General features: G+C 73.1%; 18 protein-coding genes. 8 read left to right on the top strand and 10 right to left on the bottom strand.

Annotation, left to right across the window (positions count from 1 at the left end):
* Positions 1-47: 47 nt before the first annotated feature.
* Together ACFFJG_RS08575 and ACFFJG_RS08570 are read left to right on the top strand one after the other, a co-directional pair.
* Positions 48-296, top strand: coding sequence for a hypothetical protein (locus tag ACFFJG_RS08575; RefSeq protein ID WP_378518184.1), 249 nt, complete (start codon positions 48-50; stop codon positions 294-296).
* 107 nt (positions 297-403) lie between these two features.
* Positions 404-1900, top strand: a complete 1497-nt coding sequence (locus ACFFJG_RS08570; protein ID WP_378518183.1) for a hypothetical protein — start codon at positions 404-406, stop codon at positions 1898-1900.
* A gap of 20 nt (positions 1901-1920) precedes the next feature.
* Here ACFFJG_RS08570 and ACFFJG_RS08565 read toward each other — a convergent pair whose 3' ends face one another.
* Entirely contained in the window at positions 1921-2733 is an 813-nt protein-coding gene (locus ACFFJG_RS08565; RefSeq protein ID WP_378518182.1) for a maleylpyruvate isomerase family mycothiol-dependent enzyme, read from the bottom strand.
* A gap of 150 nt (positions 2734-2883) precedes the next feature.
* Here ACFFJG_RS08565 and ACFFJG_RS08560 point away from each other — a divergent pair, with 150 nt between their 5' ends.
* Positions 2884-4551: a carboxypeptidase regulatory-like domain-containing protein gene (locus ACFFJG_RS08560; RefSeq protein ID WP_378518181.1), complete on the top strand. Its 1668-nt coding sequence runs from the start codon at positions 2884-2886 to the stop codon at positions 4549-4551.
* 181 nt (positions 4552-4732) lie between these two features.
* On the top strand, positions 4733-4942 hold the full coding sequence (locus ACFFJG_RS08555; RefSeq protein WP_378518180.1) for a DUF6458 family protein: 210 nt from the start codon (positions 4733-4735) through the stop codon (positions 4940-4942).
* A gap of 9 nt (positions 4943-4951) precedes the next feature.
* Here ACFFJG_RS08555 and ACFFJG_RS08550 read toward each other — a convergent pair whose 3' ends face one another.
* The 5 genes from ACFFJG_RS08550 to ACFFJG_RS08530 form a co-directional block, all read right to left on the bottom strand.
* Positions 4952-5557 (bottom strand): response regulator, encoded by a 606-nt coding sequence (locus ACFFJG_RS08550; protein WP_378518179.1) that lies wholly within the window; start codon positions 5555-5557, stop codon positions 4952-4954.
* On the bottom strand, positions 5554-6678 hold the full coding sequence (locus ACFFJG_RS08545) for a sensor histidine kinase (protein ID WP_378518178.1): 1125 nt from the start codon (positions 6676-6678) through the stop codon (positions 5554-5556). Before ACFFJG_RS08545 ends, ACFFJG_RS08550 begins: the two co-directional genes overlap by 4 nt.
* On the bottom strand, positions 6615-7415 hold the full coding sequence (locus ACFFJG_RS08540) for an ABC transporter permease (protein ID WP_378518177.1): 801 nt from the start codon (positions 7413-7415) through the stop codon (positions 6615-6617). Before ACFFJG_RS08540 ends, ACFFJG_RS08545 begins: the two co-directional genes overlap by 64 nt.
* Complete coding sequence (locus tag ACFFJG_RS08535) at positions 7412-8293, bottom strand: ABC transporter ATP-binding protein (protein WP_378518176.1); 882 nt, start codon at positions 8291-8293, stop codon at positions 7412-7414. The genes ACFFJG_RS08540 and ACFFJG_RS08535 overlap by 4 nt, the downstream gene beginning before the upstream one ends.
* 195 nt (positions 8294-8488) lie before the next feature.
* Complete coding sequence (locus ACFFJG_RS08530) at positions 8489-10363, bottom strand: acyl-CoA dehydrogenase (protein WP_378518175.1); 1875 nt, start codon at positions 10361-10363, stop codon at positions 8489-8491.
* A 326-nt stretch (positions 10364-10689) separates the two neighbouring features.
* On the opposite strand from ACFFJG_RS08530, the gene ACFFJG_RS08525 reads away from it, so the two are divergent.
* Complete coding sequence (locus ACFFJG_RS08525) at positions 10690-11592, top strand: sulfite exporter TauE/SafE family protein (RefSeq protein WP_378518174.1); 903 nt, start codon at positions 10690-10692, stop codon at positions 11590-11592.
* Between the two features lie 118 nt (positions 11593-11710).
* Positions 11711-12169 carry an RrF2 family transcriptional regulator gene (locus ACFFJG_RS08520; protein WP_378518173.1) on the top strand — a complete coding sequence of 153 codons (459 nt, stop codon included), beginning with the start codon at positions 11711-11713 and terminating at the stop codon, positions 12167-12169.
* A 90-nt stretch (positions 12170-12259) separates the two neighbouring features.
* Here the strand turns inward: ACFFJG_RS08520 and ACFFJG_RS08515 are convergent, their stop codons facing one another.
* Entirely contained in the window at positions 12260-12796 is a 537-nt protein-coding gene (locus ACFFJG_RS08515) for a hypothetical protein (RefSeq protein WP_378518172.1), read from the bottom strand.
* 155 nt (positions 12797-12951) lie between these two features.
* On the opposite strand from ACFFJG_RS08515, the gene ACFFJG_RS08510 reads away from it, so the two are divergent.
* Together ACFFJG_RS08510 and ACFFJG_RS08505 are read left to right on the top strand one after the other, a co-directional pair.
* On the top strand, positions 12952-13458 hold the full coding sequence (locus ACFFJG_RS08510; protein ID WP_378518171.1) for a SigE family RNA polymerase sigma factor: 507 nt from the start codon (positions 12952-12954) through the stop codon (positions 13456-13458).
* A gap of 8 nt (positions 13459-13466) precedes the next feature.
* A complete protein-coding gene (locus ACFFJG_RS08505; protein ID WP_378518170.1) occupies positions 13467-14231 on the top strand; it encodes a hypothetical protein in 765 nt (254 codons plus the stop codon).
* A gap of 1 nt (position 14232) precedes the next feature.
* Here the strand turns inward: ACFFJG_RS08505 and ACFFJG_RS08500 are convergent, their stop codons facing one another.
* From ACFFJG_RS08500 to ACFFJG_RS08490, 3 genes are read right to left on the bottom strand one after another with little or no spacing between them, the layout of a single operon-like run.
* On the bottom strand, positions 14233-14865 hold the full coding sequence (locus ACFFJG_RS08500) for a DUF2461 domain-containing protein (protein ID WP_378518169.1): 633 nt from the start codon (positions 14863-14865) through the stop codon (positions 14233-14235).
* Between the two features lies 1 nt (position 14866).
* On the bottom strand, positions 14867-15979 hold the full coding sequence (locus ACFFJG_RS08495) for a hypothetical protein (protein ID WP_378518168.1): 1113 nt from the start codon (positions 15977-15979) through the stop codon (positions 14867-14869).
* A 1-nt stretch (position 15980) separates the two neighbouring features.
* Positions 15981-17219 carry a hypothetical protein gene (locus tag ACFFJG_RS08490; protein ID WP_378518167.1) on the bottom strand — a complete coding sequence of 413 codons (1239 nt, stop codon included), beginning with the start codon at positions 17217-17219 and terminating at the stop codon, positions 15981-15983.
* Between the last annotated feature and the right edge of the window lie 152 nt (positions 17220-17371).

Raw genomic sequence — 17371 nt, 5'->3', positions numbered from 1 at the left:
CCCGTGGGGGGTCGCCGAAGTGGGGGTAGTGGGAGGGAGTCACCGCCATGGGTGACCAGACCAGCACGTTCGACCAGCAGGTCTCCGGGCGGCTCCGCGAGCTCGAGCAGCTCAGCGGCGCCCTGCTCGCCCGGCGTACGCCTCAGGTCGTCGAGGTGATCGACGACGCCGACGTGGTGAGGGGCCTGGTCCCCGTGCCGCGCCGCTCACGGATCTTCCTGCGCCACGCCGCCGGGCACGGCACGTTCGCCGACCTCACCGTCACGGCGCCACCGCAGCGACACACCACCGACTGACCGGCCCGCGCACGGGCGGGCGCCGGCGGCGGGAGTGTGACGCACCCCCGGTCGGGCGCCCGTGGCGCCTCCCCGGCGGGCGTACGACGTCGCTCTAGAGTCGCCCGGTGGTCTGGCTGGTCGCTGCGCTCGTGCTCCTGTGGCTCGCCCTCGGACCCCTCGTGCTGCTGGCCGTCGCGGTCGCGCTCTGCGTCCCGCGGATCCGGTGGTGGGTGCAGGACCGCACGCACGTCGAGCGTCGGACCGTCGCCCGGATCGCCGCCGGCGTGGCAGTGGTCTGCGGCCTCGTCCTGGTGCTCCCCGACGGCTGGCTGCCGGTGCCCCCGGCGCCGGGCGTCCTCGCCGGGCCGTCCTACGTCGGGCGCCCCGCGCAGGCGTCCCCGGTCACCGCCGACGTCCCGCAGAACCCCTTCCGGGTGACCGGGACCCCCGCCGCACGGCCCGGACCACTGGGGCTGCAGCCCGAGGTCGACACCTCGTGGTTCGGGCTCCAGCGGTGCGGCCGCCTCGCGGTGGCCTCGACGGGCCTGCTGGTCGCGACCTGCACGGGCCGCGGCGGCCCCGAGCTGCGGCTCGTCGACCCCTCCGACCTCCGGCCGGCCGCGACGCGCGAGCTCCCCGACGACGAGACCTGCGCCGGCGACGCGTCCTACCTCGACCAGGCCGACCGCGCGGTCGTCGCGACCGCCGACCGCGAGGTGCTGGCCGTCCGCACCACGACGGGCGAGGGCGGGCCCGACCTCGCCACCGACGCGACGTGGGACCTCAAGCCCTACGTCCCCTTCGGGGACTGCCTCGTCTCCCTCGCACCCGACTGGTCCGGCGTGATCTGGTGGGCCTCCCGCGAGGGCCTCGTCGGCACCCTGGCCCCCGACACCGACGACGTGCGGGTGCTCGACCTCGGCGAGGAGGTCGGGCGCGACCTGGTCGAGGACCCCGACGGGGGCGTGTACGTCGTCACCGACGAGTCCGTGCAGCGGATCGGTGTCGGCCCCGACGGCACCCCGACCACCGTGTGGCGCACACCCACCGAGCACGCCGGCGGCTCCGCGGCGACACTGCTGGACGGTGGCACCCTCGCCGTGACCGACGAGGCCGACGGGCGGTTGCAGGTGGTGGTGCTGCAGCGCGGGACCGGCGAGCAGGTCTGCCACCGACCGGTCTTCGACAAGGGTGCCGGCGCGACCTCCAGCGACCTCGCGGCGCTCGGCAGCTCGGTCGTCGTGACCAACAACGACGGCTACTCCTCGCCGCGCAGCACCCTCCTGGGCTTCACCACGAGCCCCGGCATTGCCCGTGTCGACGTCACCGACGGCGCGTGCGTCGAGCGCTGGAGCACCGACTGGGTCTCGCCGTCGTCGGGCGCCGTCGTCAGCCTGCCCTCCGGGCTGGCCTACGCGTGGACCAAGCGACCCACCGTGACCGGGGTGAGCGCGTGGTACCTCACTGCCCTCGACGTGGACACCGGTCGCTGGCGCTGGAGCGTGCGCACGGGCACCGGCCTGCTCGCCGGCAGCGACGGCTCGGAGGTGACCGTCGGACCGGAGGGCACCGTGTGGGTGGGCACCCTCGCCGGCCTGGTCCGGGTGCGCGACCGGTCCTGACGGCCCGGGCGGTCAGGCGGTCACGGGGTGACCGCCATCGCGGTGAGCACCCGCTCGCCCAGCTCGGCGTCGCCTCTGACGGCCACCGCTCCCTCGACGGGCGCACGGCGGCCGCCGGCCAGCACGACGAACGACTCCCGGTCCATGGTCAGCGTGCAGGTCGGCGGGAGGTCGTCGCGCGTGAGCCGCGCGCGGCCGTCGTCGCCGACGACCGCCGTCACCGGGGCGTGCCCGGCGACCTCGACGCGCACGGCGCTGCCGGCCGGCGCCTGCGCCCGCTTCGCCACGACCATCGGCAGGCTCTCGAGGAGGTAGTCGGTGGTGTGCGCTGCGGCGTCACCGTCGAGGTTGCCCGGCATGCCCAGCGCACGGCGTACGTCCTGCTCGTGCATCCACACGTCGAGCGGTCGGTTGCGCAGCAACGTCAGCGTGGACCACCCGATGGCGCCGAACAGCCCGGGCGCGGGTGCGTCGGGGTCGCTCGGCGGGTCGGCCAGCAGCGCGGTGTGGCGAGCGGTGGCCGACGCGCGGATCTCGCCGATCAGGTCGGGCGCGGGCTCGCCGCGCCGCGCCACGACCCCCTGCTCGGTGAAGCGACCCATCGCCCCGCGGGCGTGCGCCACCTCGCCGACCTCGACCTCGTCGTGGGGTCGTCCGGCGAGCAGCGCCTCGAGGTGGGCGGTGTGGGCCGCGACCGCGTGCACGTCCCAGCCGGGCAGGTCGGTCGGCGTGGCCCACTGGTCGTCGCCGACGTGCTCGAGCAGCCGGGTGAAGGAGTCGACGGCCTCCCACCACACCCGCACGAGGCCGCTCATGTCCTGCTGGTCGGTCATGGGGAGAGCGTAGGGCCACCCCTGGGTAGGTAGTCCGGGTGGATTCCCGGCGTTCGCCCACGGGACGCACGCCCGGGCCCTAGCGTCGCAGGCGTCGAGGCGGCCCACTCCGAGCGCTGCCTCCCTCGTTCCCCTGGGGGGGAAACTCTCGTGTCCTCATCCCTGCGCCGGCCCGCCGTCGCGCTCATCACCACCTCGCTGGCCGCCACCGTCCTCGGTGTCGCGCCCGCCCACGCCGTGATCGTCGACGACGCCATCTCCGGTCACGTCACGCACGACGACGGCCCGCTGACCTCGGCCGTCCGAGTCGTGGCATGGCTCCAGGACGGCGAGGACTGGACCTACGCGGAGGACGTGGCCGTCGACGAGGACGGCGCGTACTCCCTGGTCGGACTGGCCCCCGGTTCCTACCGCGTCGTCTTCGAGAGCCCGACCGACGACTACGTCTACGAGGCCTACGACAACGTCCTCGACTTCGACCAGGCCCGGACGGTCGTGGTCGGTGACGGTGTCGCCGACGACGCCGTCGACGCCGACCTCGCCCTCGCGGGCCACGTCGTCGGCAGCGTGGGAACCGCCTCCGGCGCCGCCGCCGTGGACGCCTGGGTCAGCCTGTGGCACGAGGTGACCTCCGCCGAGGACGGCACGACCTGGGAGCCGACCCAGTACGGCTCCGACGTGGACGCCGAGACCGGCGCCTACGACGTGGACGGCGTCCCGGCCGGCACGTACCGCGTGGAGTTCTACGCCGACGGCTACCAGCGCGAGTTCTACGAGGACTCCGCCACCGTCGAGGGCGGCACGGACGTCGCCGTCACCGAGGGCGGCACCGAGGAGCTCCCGGCGGCCGAGCTGGAGGAGTACTCCTCCATCTCCGGCCGCGTCACCGACGCCGGCGACCTGCCCGTGGCGGGCGCCGAGGTGTACGCCCTCGACGACGAGCAGAACGTGGTCGACTGGGCCACCACCGGCGACGACGGCACCTACGTGATCAACGGCCTCGCCGACGACGCCTACGTGGTGGAGTTCTACGACTACCAGGACGACACCGCCGACCTCGGCGAGTACTACGACAACGTCGGCACCTTCGAGGAGGCCACCCCGGTCACCACCGTGTCGGGTGAGGACAGCGGCTCCGTCGACGCGAAGCTCGTCGAGGGCGAGCACGACCCCGTCCAGCTGCCGTACTTCGACAACACGGCCGCCCCCGTGATCTCCGGCGCCGCCCAGGTCGGCTCGACGCTCACCGCCACCGCGGGCTCGTGGACCCCGGCACCCTCGGGCGTCGAGTACTACTGGTTCCGCAACGAGGACGAGTGGATCGAGAGCGCGAACGGCCCGACCTACCAGCTGACCGCCGCCGACCTCGGCAAGCGGATCACGGTCCTCGTCGCCGTGACCGGCGACGGTCACGAGCCGACCTACGCGATCTCCGAGCCGACGGCCCCCGTGGCCGCCGCCCCGGCTCCCCCCGTCGTCACCCCGCCCGTCGTGACGCCTCCCGTCGTCACCCCGCCGGCCCCGGTCGTCAGCGCCCCGGCCGCGCTCGCCGCGATCGTGGAGGGCATCGACGTCGCCGGCAAGCCGAAGGTCGGCGCCACGCTCAAGCTCACCGGCCTCGACAAGCTGTTCCGCGCCTCGACCCCGGTCTCGTACACCTTCCAGTGGTACGCCGGGTCGGCGAAGATCAAGAAGGCCACGAAGTCCAAGCTCAAGGTGCTGTCGTCGATGAAGGGCAAGAAGCTGTCGGTGAAGGTGACCGCCAGCGCCGGCTCGACGAAGAAGACCGTGAAGATCAAGGTGGGCACGGTCCGCTGACCCCTCCCTGCCCGTGACGAGGGCCGGACCCCGACCGGGGTCCGGCCCTCGTGCGCGTGGACGGACGTCGCACGGCGACACCCCCACGGGTGGCCGACGCACGTCCCCGGGCGACCCGACGCCCTACGCTGCCCGGGACGGGCCGGTCCCGAGCCGCCCGCACTGCGACGAAGGAGTCGTCATGGGTATCGGCATCGGCATCCTGCTGCTGGTCATCGGCCTGATCCTGCTCTTCGCCATCAAGGACTTCCCGGCGGCGATCCAGGACGTCGTCGACCCCGGCACCGTCGGCTGGATCCTCGTCATCGCCGGCGTGCTCTCGCTCGTGCTCGCGCTCGTGATGAACCAGCGCTCGCAGACCACCCACGTGGAGGAGCGCCGCGACATCTGAGGCGCGGCCTCAGAGCCAGCCGCGGTCCAGGGCGATCCGGGCGGCCTCGCTGCGCGTGCTCGCACCGGTCTTGCCGATGGCGGCGGACAGGTGGTTGCGCACGGTGCCCTCCGACAGGTGCACCCGGGCGGCGATCGCGGAGACCGTCGCACCGTCGAGGGCGAGCGTGAGCAGCTCGCGCTCACGCTCGGTGAGCGGGCTGGAGCCGTCCATCAGCGACTCGGCCGCGAGGTCGGGGTCGATCACCCGCAGGCCGGAGTGGACGCGGCGCACGGCGTCGGCGAGCTGGCGGGCCGGGGTGTCCTTGACGACGAAGCCCGACGCCCCGGCGTCGATCGCGCGGCGGACGTAGCCCGGCCGGCCGAAGGTCGTCACCACCAGGGACCTCACGCCCGGCAACGCTGTGCGCAGGGCGGCGGCGGCGTCGATGCCGGTCATGCCCGGCATCTCGATGTCGAGCAGGCACACCTCGGCACCCGTGGCGCGCGCGGCCTCGACGACCTCGTCGCCGCGGCCCACCTGCGCCACCACCTCGAGGTCGGGCTCGAGGTCGAGCAGCGCCGCGAGCGCGCCCCGCACGAGGGCCTGGTCGTCGGCGAGCAGCAGCCGGATCATGCGAACGCCACCTCCACCCGGGTCCCGGGCGCCGCGTCGACCACGGCGAGCCGTCCACCGGCGCCACTGACCCGCTCGCGCATGCCGCGCAGCCCGTTGCCCTCCGGACCACCGCGCCCGCAGCCGTCGTCGGTGACCGCGATGCCCTGCGCGCCGAGCTCGATGACGACCGTCGTCGCGCCCGAGTGGCGTACGACGTTGGTGACCGACTCGCGCAGCACCCAGGCCAGCAGCGCCCGGTGCCGCGGGTCGGTGTCGGCGACGCCGCCCTGGACCCGCGTGGCGATGCCGGCGTCGGCCAGCACCAGCGGGGCCGCGAGGAGCTCGGCCTCGAGGTTGCCCGCGCGGAGCCCGCCCACGGTCGCGCGGACCTCGGCGAGGGCCTGGCGCGCGGTCGCCTGGATCGACTCGAGCTCCTCCTTGGCGCGGGCCGGGTCGATGTCGATGAGCCGCGCCGCCAGCTCGGCCTTGACCGAGAGCGCGGTGAGGGAGTGGCCCAGGACGTCGTGCACGTCGCGGGCCACCCGCTCGCGCTCCGCGACGATGGCGTGCTCGCCGCGGGCCTCGTAGGCAACCCGCTCGCGCTCACCGAAGATCCGGAGCATCACGCCACCGAGCATCACCGGCCAGAGCATCAGGAAGAAGAACGTCGGGAAGCCGTCGATGCGCAGCAGCGACAGCACCGGCACCGCCGCCCACACGATCGCCGCCCGCTTCCACCACGGGTCCGGCAGCTCGAGCGCCGACAGGATGGCGAGGTAGGGGGTGAAGGAGATGACGCCGATGCCGATCACCGGCACGGTGGCCAGCGCGAGCGCCACCATCAGCCCCAGGGCCCACCACGCGCTGAGCCTGGTGGAGTAGCCGAGCACGTTGGCGACGGCGAACCCGACGATGCAGAGCAGTGCGGCCAGCTGGCCCTCCCACCCGACGTCGGAGTCGGCGACCGCGATGACCGGGAAGGCGAGGAAGACCAGCCAGATGGCGGCGAAGGCCCAGCCCCACTTCTCCCACGGGTTGTCCGGCAGCGTCGGCGCGCCGAGCCCGGCGGCGGGGTTCACACCCGCGCCCGGCTCCGGCGTACGCCCCACAGCGCCAGCAGGGAGAAGATGGTCGTCCACGCGATCACGTTAGCGACCGGGAGCCACAGCGGGTCGCGACCGCCCGAGGGCAGGTACCCCTCGGTGAGGGGGAACCGGGCCAGCGCGGCGTAGCCGTAGAGCGGGGTCAGCCGTCCCAGGTCGAGCAGCAGGCCGCTCATCGGCGTGAAGACGTTGCCGAGGAAGGCCAGGATCACGATCATCCCCGACGCGATGCCGGTGGCGTTGGGGCCCCGGAAGACCAGCGACATCGCCAGGCCGTAGATCGCGAAGAGCGCCGAGCCCAGCCACACCAGCACCGCCGCGAGCACCCAGTCGGTCGCGCTGCCGCGCGCCCCGGTGAGGGCGCCGATGGCGAAGATCAGGGTCACCGGCATCAGGGCGACCACCATCGCGATCGCCGCCTTGGTGGCGACGAAGCCCAGCGGGCGCATCGGGGTCAGGCCGAGCTGCCGGCCCCAGCCCATCACCTGCTCGGTGGCGGCGCTGCCGGCGACGCCGGTGGTCGCGGTGACCGCGCCGTAGGCCGCCATCGAGATCATCACGTACATCGCGACGTTGCCGCTGCCCACCGCCTCGTCGGAGCCGAGGCCGAAGACGAGGAACATGAAGGTGGGCAGGCCCACGATGAAGAACATGCCGATGCGGTCGCGCAGCTGCCGGCGGAGGTCGAGGCGGCCGTAGGTGAGAAGGTCGGGCCGCCGCGCGGCGGTGCGTACGACGTCGGTGGCGCGGAGGCTGGGGGCGAGCTGGCTCATCGGGAGGCTCCTTCGAGGACGGTGGCGGCCGCCGGCTCGGCGGTCAGGGCGAGGAACGCCGCCTCGAGGCTGGCGGCGGAGACGTCGAGGTCGGTGACGCCAAGGGGCGCCAAGGCCCGGCGCACCTGCGTGAGCCAGTCGGCGTCGATGCCGTCGGTGCCCACGACGGCGGCGGGCGGGCGGAAGGTCACCGTGCGCCCGCCGTAGGCAGCGCGGACGTCGGTGGTCGCGGCGTCGTGGACGATCCGGCCATGGTTCATCAGGACCGTGCGCTGGGCGAACTCGTCGGCCTCGGCGAGGTAGTGGGTGGCGAACACGATGGTGCGGCCCAGTGCGGCGTCGGCGCGCATCGCCCGCCAGAACTCCTGGCGCGCGGCGACGTCCATGCCGGTCGTCGGCTCGTCGAGCACGACCAGGTCGGGGTCGGGCAGGAGCGCCAGGGCGAACTTCAGTCGCTGCTGCTCACCTCCCGAGCAGGCCTCGACGCGGCGCCCGGCGAGCCCGGTGAGGCCGGCCCGCTCCAGGACGACGGCGACCCGGTCGGGGCGGCCGTGCAGCGCGGCGACCGCGCGCACGGTCTCCTCGACCGTGAAGTCGTCGAGCAGCCCGCCGGTCTGCATCACCGCCGACACCCGCCCGGCCCGGACCGCGGTCGCCGGGTCGGTGCCGCAGACCTCGATCGTGCCCGCGTCGGGGCTCGTGAGCCCGAGCAGCATGTCGACCGTGGTCGTCTTGCCGGCGCCGTTGGGCCCGAGGAAGGCCACGATCTCGCCGGGCTGGACGGTGAGGTCGACGTCGTCGACCGCGAGGACCGGGGTGCCGTCGGCCTGGCGGAACTGCTTGCGCAGCCCGGTGGCGCGGATCGCTGGAGTGCTCATGCGCCCAGCCTGTCGCCGCGAGGACCGCGGGCCCTCGCGGAGTTGTCACGACCTCCCCGTGACACCTGTCAGGTCTCGCACCTGTCGACTTCGCGCCCGGGCCTCGTGCTGTGCACCCCGGATCGCGGGTGCACAGCACGAAAGTCCCCGGATATCCGGGGACTTTCGCGAAGGATGCTGCGTGTCAGGCGTGGATCAGAAGGACGCCTCGTCGAGGTCCATCAGGTCGAGGGTGGTGGCCTCGGCGATGGCGCGCTCGGCGCTGATCTTCGGCAGGTTGGTCTGCGCGAAGAACTGCGCCGCGGCGACCTTGCCCTCGTAGAACGTCTTGTCCTTCGCCGACACCTCGCCGGCGAGCTTGCCGAGCGCGACCTCGGCCTGGCGCAGCAGCAGCCAGGCGCAGACCACGTCGCCGAGCACCATCAGCAGGCGCGAGGTGTTGAGGCCGACCTTGTAGATGTTGCGCTGGTCGTCCTGCGAGGACATCAGGTCGTTGATCATGTGACCCACGATGGCGTTGGCGTCCTCGAGGGCCGTCGCGAGCAGCTCGCGCTCGGTCTTGAGGCGACCGTTGCCGGCCTCGGAGGCGATGAAGCCCTGGATCTGCTGCGCGAGGTGGCCGAGCGCGCGGCCCTGGTCCTTGACGATCTTGCGGAAGAAGAAGTCCTGGCCCTGGATCGCGGTCGTGCCCTCGTAGAGGGTGTCGATCTTGGCGTCGCGGACGTACTGCTCGACGGGGTATTCCTGCAGGAAGCCGGAGCCGCCGAAGGTCTGCAGCGACTCGGTGCCCAGCAGCACCCACGAGCGCTCGGAGCCGTAGCCCTTGACGATCGGGAGCAGCAGGTCGTTGACCGCGGCGGCGAGGCGGGCCTCGTCGGAGTCGGTGGTGCCCTCGTGCTCGGCCACCATCACCTGGTCCTGCCAGGTGGCGGTGTAGAGCACCAGCGCACGCATCGCCTCGGCGAACGCCTTCTGGGTCATCAGCGAGCGGCGCACGTCGGGGTGGTGGGTGATCGCGACGCGCGGGGCGGTCTTGTCGGCCGCCTGGGTCAGGTCGGCGCCCTGGACGCGCTCCTTGGCGAACTCGAGCGCGTTGAGGTAGCCGGTCGACAGCGTCGCGATGGCCTTGGTGCCCACCATCATGCGGGCGTTCTCGATGACCTGGAACATCTGGGCGATGCCGTCGTGGACCTCGCCGAGCAGCCAGCCCTTCGCCGCCTCGCCGCCACCGACCGACGGGTCGCCGAAGGTGACCTCGCAGGTGTTGGAGACCTTGATGCCCATCTTGTGCTCGACGTTGGTGACGTAGACGCCGTTGCGCTCGCCGGTCAGCTCGCCGGTCTCGTGGTCGAAGTGGATCTTCGGGACGATGAAGAGCGAGAGGCCCTTGGTGCCGGGGCCGCCGGCACCCTCGACGCCGACCGGGCGGGCCAGCACGAGGTGGATGATGTTGTCGCAGAGGTCGGACTCGGCCGAGGTGATGAAGCGCTTGACGCCCTCGATGTTCCACGAGCCGTCGTCGTTGGGGGTGGCCTTCGTGCGGCCCGCGCCCACGTCGGAGCCGGCGTCGGGCTCGGTGAGCACCATGGTGGTGTTCCAGCCCCGGTCGACGATGTGCTGGGCGATGCGCTTGTCGCGCTCGTTGCCGTTGCGGTGCACGACGCCGGCGAAGGCCGGGCCCGCGCCGTACATCCAGATCGGGGCGTTGGCGCCGAGCACCATCTCGCCGATCGCCCAGATGAGCGACGAGGGGGCGGGGGTGCCGCCGAGCTCCTCGTTGACCTGGAGCCGCCAGAACTCGGCGTCCTCCCAGGCCTTGTAGCTCTTCTTGAACGACTCCGGCAGCGGCGCGGTGTGCGTGGTGGGGTCGAAGACCGGCGGGTTGCGGTCGCTGTCGACGTAGGAGGCGGCGAGGTCCTCGCGGGCGAGGCGGTCGACCTCGGCCAGCACCTCGCGGGCGGTCTCGGCGTCGACCTCGGCGAAGGGACCGGTGCCCAGCACCTCGTCCCGCCCGAGCACCTCGAAGAGGTTGAACTCGATGTCGCGCAGGTTGGTCTTGTAGTGGCTCACGGCTTGCACCTGTTCCGTCGTTGCGTGGGGAGGGGCGGGCAGCGCTGCTACTCGCCGGTAACAAAATGATGCCTCGCCGCGGGGCCGCACGCAACACGAACGGCAGATGTCGCTGCTCACAGCGCTCGCGTCCCCTCGCTCCGGAGGGTGGGCCGGTCCCCGATGTTGGGGAGAACGGGCGCGAAAGGCCACGCCGTGTCCTAGATCGGTTTTGTCTATCACCGTACGTATGTCTAGTCTTTCACCAGACAAACGTTGTGCGCCGTGCGTCCGCCGAGCGCCACCACCCGATCCGCACCCGCGGACCTGATGGAAAGGAGCCCGCCGTGCGCAAGCTCATCGTCCTCGGCGTCGTCGGCCTGCTGGCCCAGCTCATCGACGGCTCGCTCGGCATGGCGTACGGCGTCACGTCCTCGACGCTGCTGCTGGCCGTGGGCGTCGCCCCGGCCGCCGCCTCCGCCGCCGTGCACTTCTCGGAGATCGGCACCTCGCTCGTCTCCGGCGCCTCGCACCACAAGCTGGGCAACGTCGACTGGCGCACCGTGTCGATCCTGGCCCTCCCCGGCTTCATCGGTGCCTTCCTCGGCGCCACGCTGCTGTCCAACATGGACGCCGCGGTGGCCAAGCCCGTCGTCGCCGTCATCCTGCTGAGCCTCGGCTTCTACGTCGTCTACCGCTTCCTCAAGCTCGGCGGCGCGCGGCCCACGTTCAAGGGCCACCCCTCCGCGCTCTTCCTCGCCCCCATGGGCCTGGTCGCCGGCACGCTCGACGCGGTCGGCGGCGGCGGCTGGGGCCCGGTCGGCACCACCTCGCTGCTCTCAAGCGGTCGTCTCGAGCCCCGCAAGGTCGTGGGCTCGATCGACACCTCGGAGTTCGTCGTCGCCGTGGGCGGCTCGCTCGGCTTCCTCTTCGGCCTGGGCGCGGCCAACATCAACTGGGGCTACGCCGGTGCACTGCTCGCCGGTGGCGTCGTGGCCGCGCCGATCGCGGCCTGGCTCGTCAAGCGCCTCGCCGCCCGGGTCCTCGGCGTCGCCGCCGGCGGCCTGATCATCCTCACCAACTCCAAGACCCTCCTCGAGGCCGTCGGCGTGCCCGGCGTCGGCGTGGCGGCCGCCGCGGCCGTCATCGCGGTGCTGTGGATCTCCGGCATCGTGTGGGCCGTCCGCCAGGAGCGCGCCGCCCGCGCCGCCGAGGACGACGACCGCGACCTGGAGCCGGTCGCCGTCTGACCGCTGCCCGCACGCACGCCGCCGTCCCCCCACCCCCCGGGACGGTGGCGTACGTGTGTGGGGGACGTGTGGTGCCGACGAGGAGTATCTGCATCGACACTTCTGACAAACTGGACCCATGCGCGTCTCCGCCAAAGCCGACTACGCCCTCCGGGCGCTCATCGAGATCGCGGTGCGCGCCGACGGCGCGGCCGTCAGCGCGGAGCAGCTCGGCAAGGCCCAGGGGATCCCGCACGGCTTCCTCCAGGCGATCCTGGCCGACCTCCGCCGGGCCGACGTGGTGGTCTCCCAGCGTGGCCAGTCCGGTGGCTGGCGCTTCGCCCGCACGCCCGAGTCGGTCACCGTCGCCGACGTGATCCGGGCCGTCGACGGCCCGCTGGTGTCGGTCTACGGCCTGCGCCCCGAGGCGGTCGAGTACGACGAGTCGGCCCAGGTGCTGCAGCACGTGTGGATCGCCGCCCGCAGCTCGCTGCGCTCGGTCTTCGAGCAGGTCACCATCCAGGACCTCGCCGACGCGAAGCTCCCTCAGGGCGTCAAGGCGCTCACCGAGGACGACGACGCCTGGCAGCCGCACTGAGCTGACTTCGAGGTCGGAACCGCCGCTTCGTACGCGAAGCTTCGGCCTCGAAGCGGCAACTTCCCCGGATATCCGGGGATCTCGATCGCGTCAGGCCGCCAGGCGGCGGTCGACCCGCCTGCGCCGGCGCCCGATCCTGGCGAGGCGCGACTCGAGGCGCGCCTCCTCCTCCATCAGCGCGATGCGCGCGACCTGGGCGGCCAGCTGGGTGGCGTCGAGGTGGGAGGGCAGGACGTGGGTGCGGTGCGGTCGTACCTGCGCCATCCACGCGGCCGGCGGCAGGGCCGAGAAGCCGCTGGTGAGGACGAGCACGACCTTCGTCCCGGCCAGCCCGTCGAGGGCCAGCGCGACCTGCTCGGGCGCGGCGTCGAAGAGCTCGGGGACGCTGGCGAAGCAGTGCATGCGCGACTTCCAGGCCCGGCGGCACACCTTCGCCCACGCGCCCTCGACCTGCGAGCCGCGCAGGCCGGCGGCCTTGTGCGTACGGGTCAGCTCGAGGCCCGCGTGGCGCAGGGTCTCGGACGAGACGTCGGGGAGGGCCACGCCGCCGAGGGCGAGGGTGGCCGCCATCGCGGCGACGTCGACGGCGTCGGGCCCGATGTGGAGCAGGAAGAGTCGCTTGGCCATGACGCGAGCGTCCCGGGCGCCCGCGACGCGCCGGTGAACACACGCCCTCGCCCGACCGAACTCTGCGGGTCGGCGCACCGGGTCCCTACGGTGGTGTGACGCGACGGCCCCGAGCCGCGTCTGAAGAGGTGACGCCGAACCAACCAGGGAGAGACATGCCCCGCACGCACGAGGAGTTCGAGGAGTTCGCCGTCGCGCGGACACCCCAGCTCTACCGTGCCGCGTGGCTGCTGTGCGGCGACGCCCACCGCGCCGAGGACCTCGTCCAGGAGACGCTGGCCAAGGTCTACGTGCGGTGGCACCGCCGCCTGGGCGGACCGATCGAGCACCCGGTCGCGTACGCCCACACGACGCTGACGCGCACCTACATCAGCGCCCAGCGCCGTCGCAGCAACCACGAGACGCCGAGCGAGACGTTGCCGGAGCGGACGGAGCAGGGTGGGGACGCCGCCACCTCGCTCGCCCTCCGCGACGCGCTCGCCCAGCTGGCACCGCTGGACCGTGCGGTCCTGGTGCTGCGCTACCTCGAGGACGTGTCGGTCGCCGACACCGCGGACGCCCTCGGGGTCAGTCCGGGTGCCGTGCGCAACCGGACGCTCCGCGCCCTCGAGCGCCTCCGTGCCGTGCTGGGCCCGTCCCTCCGAGACCTGCTCGAGATCTAGGAGATCCCATGCCCACCGACGACACCGGCGTCACCGAGCTCCTCCGCCGTGCCAGCGACGGCCTCACCCCCGACGTCGACCGCCTCGTCAGCGGCGGCATCACCCGCGGCCGCTCGAGGCAGCGCCGCGCCCGGATCGGTACGACGGTCGCCTCGCTGGCCGTGATCGGCGTCATCGGCACGCTGGCGGCCGTCGTACCCCACCTCGGCGACCCCGACAGCACGAGCTCGGAGGTGGCGACCGAGCCGACGGCGACCGAGGCGCCCACCGGGACCCCGACCGGGACGCCGACCGTCGAGCCGCCTGCTCCTGCCACGACCGAGCGGGCGCTCGGCCGGTTCGGCGCCGCGGCGGTGCCGGGCACGGTCGACGAGGTCCTCGGGACCGCGCTCGCTGCGCCGTCGCGGCCGACCGACACGGTGGTCGACGACGTGGACGAGAAGGTCGTCTACTTCCCCTACGACGGGATGGAGACGGCCGTCGGCATGGAGCCCAACCAGTTGCTGACGGTGGCGCGGTGCGAGGAGGTCAACGCCGGCCTCGGCGGCTCGTGCGTCGAGCTCGACGACGGCACGGTCCAGCTCTCCTGGGGGCCGACGCTCGCCGACGGTGTGACCTGCCAGGGTGTCAGTGCCTACCGCTACGGCTTCGTCGTGTGGGCGAACTCGTGCAACGCCGCGAGCAGCAAGGACTCCCCGCCCTTGGCGGATCGACCGCCGCTGTCGCTCCAACAGCTGACCGCGATCACCACCAGCGAGGTGTGGTTCGAGTAGGTCAGTCGACGCGGACCGCGGCGATCCACCGGACCAGCGGCCGCAGGGCCCGCCAGTCCTCGCGCACGCGGTCGACGAGCCCGGCTCCGATGGCGTCGGCGTCGAAGCCGTAGGAGCGGCCGACGAAGAGCTGCTTGCGACGCAGCAGGTGGATGCGGGGGTGGTCGGCGTCGTACCCGCGGGGCGAGGTCTTCAGCTGCTCGCCGCCGACCTCGAAGCCGTCCTTCTCCAGCCGGCGCAGCAGCCGGTCGAGCGCGCGGCCGGTCTTGTCGTCGGCCATCGCGGCCCGGATCGCGGCGAGCGCCGGACCGTCGGCGTCGTAGAAGCCCGCACCGACGCGGGTGCCGCGCGGCGAGATCTCGACGTACCAGCCCGTGCGCGGGCCCGCCGCGACGAACGCGCCCTGGTGGGTCTTGTAGGGCGTCTTGTCCTTCGCGAACCGGACGTCGCGGTAGGGGCGGAACACCTTCGCCGGGCCGAACTCGGCCTCGAGGTCGGCCACCAGCGCCTTCATCGGCACCTGCACCGACTCCTGCCACACGTGCTTGTGGGCCTCCCAGAAGGACTTGGTGTTGTCGACCTCGAGGTCGTCGTAGAAGTCCAGTGCCGCGACGGGGAATCCGGTGAAGCTCACGTCAGCCGACGTTAGCCCAGACGTGCTCGTCGCCCTGCTCCCCGAACGACGAGAGCGTGATCACGCCGCCGCCGCACACCGGCTTGCCGAGGAACGCGTTGCCCGTGGACGTGGACGCGTACGCCACCTCGAGGGCGTGGTCGGGCGTCCACCGCATCAGCCGCGCGGGCTCGTCGGGCGACTGGGGGTCGCGGACGAAGAAGACGGAGCCGCCGCAGGGCAGCACGCTGCCGGTGGTGCCGGGCCCGAGGTCGGCGTACGCGCCGTCGACGGAGGCGTAGAGGTGGGCCTGCTCCTGGCGCCGGGGCTTCGGCACCTCCGACCACACGACCCCGTCGGGGGTGGCCGCGACGTCCCAACCGAGGCACTCGGTCGGCCCCTCCACCGGCTGCGGCACGCCGCTGCCGTCGAGGAGGTTCAACGTCCGGCAGGCGACCGGTCGCGCGTCGTCGAAGGTCATCATCCCGATGCCGTCCTCGCTCGCGGTCAGCCCGGAGAACCCCGAGCGCGCGGGCGCGCACCAGCCGTCCTCGCCGTTGGCGTCGGCGAGCGCCGACGTGGCCAGGCAGTAGGCCCCGCCGTCGCCGTAGGTCGGGTAGTGGAGGTCGCCGCCGGTGAGGGCCCACGACCCGCCGCTCGCCGCGGCGGGGGAGACCAGGTCGCGCTCCTTCCCGGTCGCGAGGTCGATCGCGACGACCTGGCTGGGGTCCGTCTCGGCCTCGTCCTGCCGGACCACCACCGCCCAGTCCTCGCTCATCAGGACCTCGGAGATCGTTCGGCCGCCTCCGGCGACGACGGAGGCGGACATCCCGTCGGCCTGGAGGTCGACCCGCGTGCGGCCCTCGTCGGACAGCGCCTCCCACTTCGGGCCCTTCACATAGCCGACGCCGGCCGGCACGCCGGTGTCCTGCCAGTCCAGGAGCGCATCGGTGGGCTCGACCACGGTGGGGTCCTCGCGGGTCCCGTCGACGGCGCCGGCCGGCCCGGCGTCGTCGCTCGTCGGCGCGCGGGTCGGGGCGGTGCTCGGGACGTCCCGGCCGGGCGCCACGGGGTCGTCGGTGCCGCAGCCGGCCAGGGCCAGCAGCAGCGCCAGCGCGAGCGTCGTACGGCGCACCTCAGACCCCGACGTTGTGCTGGAAGTGCGCGAGGTTGGCGCGGTAGGAGCGGTAGGCGTTGCGCCACTGCACGCGACCGATGGCGGGCTCGCTCGGGTCGAACCTCGACTGGTCCCACGGCTCGAAGTAGCCGAGCTGCGGGTTGCCGCCGGGGTTCTGGTCGAAGCCGCGGCCGACCTGGAAGTGCCCGCTCGCGTCGTCGTCGAGGTAGGGGTAGTACTGCTTCAGCAGGATCGGGTGCAGGACGACGGGCGCCCGGTAGTCGTGCACGTGGCGCATCATCAGCCGGTACCACTGCTTGAAGGTGAAGTCGCTGACGTCGAGCGTGACGTAGGGGCCGGCGTGCTCCTCGTCGTCGTAGTCGGTCTTGTTGTTGACCACGCGGACCATGTCGGTGATCGCGGTGCCGGCGCTCGTGGTGCCGAGGCGGCGCGCCCAGTACGACTGGTTCCGCCGCTTCTGGTCGTCGCCCCAGCCGATCGCCTGCATCGTGGCGGGGCCGCACCACCAGGTCTCGTTCTGCGCCGCGACTTGTCGCCGGTCGAGGATCGAGAACCGCTCCGGGTAGCTGGCGCCGAAGCCCTTCGCGGCGCCCGGTCCGTCGGTGGCTCCGGCGACCTCCGGGTGCTGCGCCGCGAAGTCGGCGGGCAGGTCGACGCCCTGGATCTCGTGGCGCAGCAGCCACACCTTGCCGACGGCCTGCGCGGCGGCGGTGAGCTCCGCGCGGTCGGCCGTGGCGCGGGCGGCCGTCGTACGGCCGGCCGAGCGGGCCACGAGCGCCTGGGCGTCGAGGTCGCCGGTGCGCTCACGCCCGGAGGCCGGATCGGGCTCGAGGCGGGCGGCGAGCTCCTCGCGCGACCGGTTGGTCCAGCCGAAGCCGAGGCAGTAGCGCTGCCCGTCGAACGTCGCGCACCGCACCGACGCCAGGGCGCGCGCGGTGCGTCCGCTCGCGCGGTCGAGCAGCGCGCCCTCGGCGACCACGCGCTCGATCTCGGCTCGCATCTCCGCGGTCACCCGGCCCCGACCGGTGGCGCCGTGGGAGGGCGCGGCGTCCGCAGCCGGGGCGATCTCCCCGCGCTCGGCGTCGTAGCCGTCGGGCAGCAGCGGGACCGCGCCCAGGGTCAGCGCGAGCGCGGCGGCGGCGATGCTCGCCGGGTGCCGCCACAGCGACCGGCGTACGTCGTCGGTGGCGATGCGGTGGGCCAGCGAGCGGGGGGCGCGGGAGGGCAGGAGACGCATGGGGAAGGACCTCGATCCGGGGAACGGACGTCCCACTGTCCCCTCTGGTCACAGGAGGTGCAAGTCGCCCCAGGAGTTACATCGTCGTAGTTCCCCACCCCCGGTAGTCCGTATCAAATGGGTCGCCCGGCGGGGTCTGCGACGACCCAGTT

Source organism: Nocardioides zeicaulis (genome assembly GCF_042432345.1).
Lineage (GTDB): Bacteria > Actinomycetota > Actinomycetes > Propionibacteriales > Nocardioidaceae > Nocardioides > Nocardioides zeicaulis.
Note: the sequence above shows the minus strand (reverse complement) of the source record. Positions and strands in the feature narration are given on the sequence as shown.

Coding starts and splice junctions, on each gene's coding strand:
- ACFFJG_RS08575 (WP_378518184.1), top strand. CDS start 48: ATGGGTGACCAGACCAGCACGTTCGACCAGCAGGTCTCCGGGCGGCTC.
- ACFFJG_RS08565 (WP_378518182.1), bottom strand. CDS start 2,733: ATGACCGACCAGCAGGACATGAGCGGCCTCGTGCGGGTGTGGTGGGAG.
- ACFFJG_RS08555 (WP_378518180.1), top strand. CDS start 4,733: ATGGGTATCGGCATCGGCATCCTGCTGCTGGTCATCGGCCTGATCCTG.
- ACFFJG_RS08550 (WP_378518179.1), bottom strand. CDS start 5,557: ATGATCCGGCTGCTGCTCGCCGACGACCAGGCCCTCGTGCGGGGCGCG.
- ACFFJG_RS08540 (WP_378518177.1), bottom strand. CDS start 7,415: ATGAGCCAGCTCGCCCCCAGCCTCCGCGCCACCGACGTCGTACGCACC.
- ACFFJG_RS08535 (WP_378518176.1), bottom strand. CDS start 8,293: ATGAGCACTCCAGCGATCCGCGCCACCGGGCTGCGCAAGCAGTTCCGC.
- ACFFJG_RS08520 (WP_378518173.1), top strand. CDS start 11,711: ATGCGCGTCTCCGCCAAAGCCGACTACGCCCTCCGGGCGCTCATCGAG.
- ACFFJG_RS08515 (WP_378518172.1), bottom strand. CDS start 12,796: ATGGCCAAGCGACTCTTCCTGCTCCACATCGGGCCCGACGCCGTCGAC.
- ACFFJG_RS08510 (WP_378518171.1), top strand. CDS start 12,952: ATGCCCCGCACGCACGAGGAGTTCGAGGAGTTCGCCGTCGCGCGGACA.
- ACFFJG_RS08505 (WP_378518170.1), top strand. CDS start 13,467: ATGCCCACCGACGACACCGGCGTCACCGAGCTCCTCCGCCGTGCCAGC.
- ACFFJG_RS08490 (WP_378518167.1), bottom strand. CDS start 17,219: ATGCGTCTCCTGCCCTCCCGCGCCCCCCGCTCGCTGGCCCACCGCATC.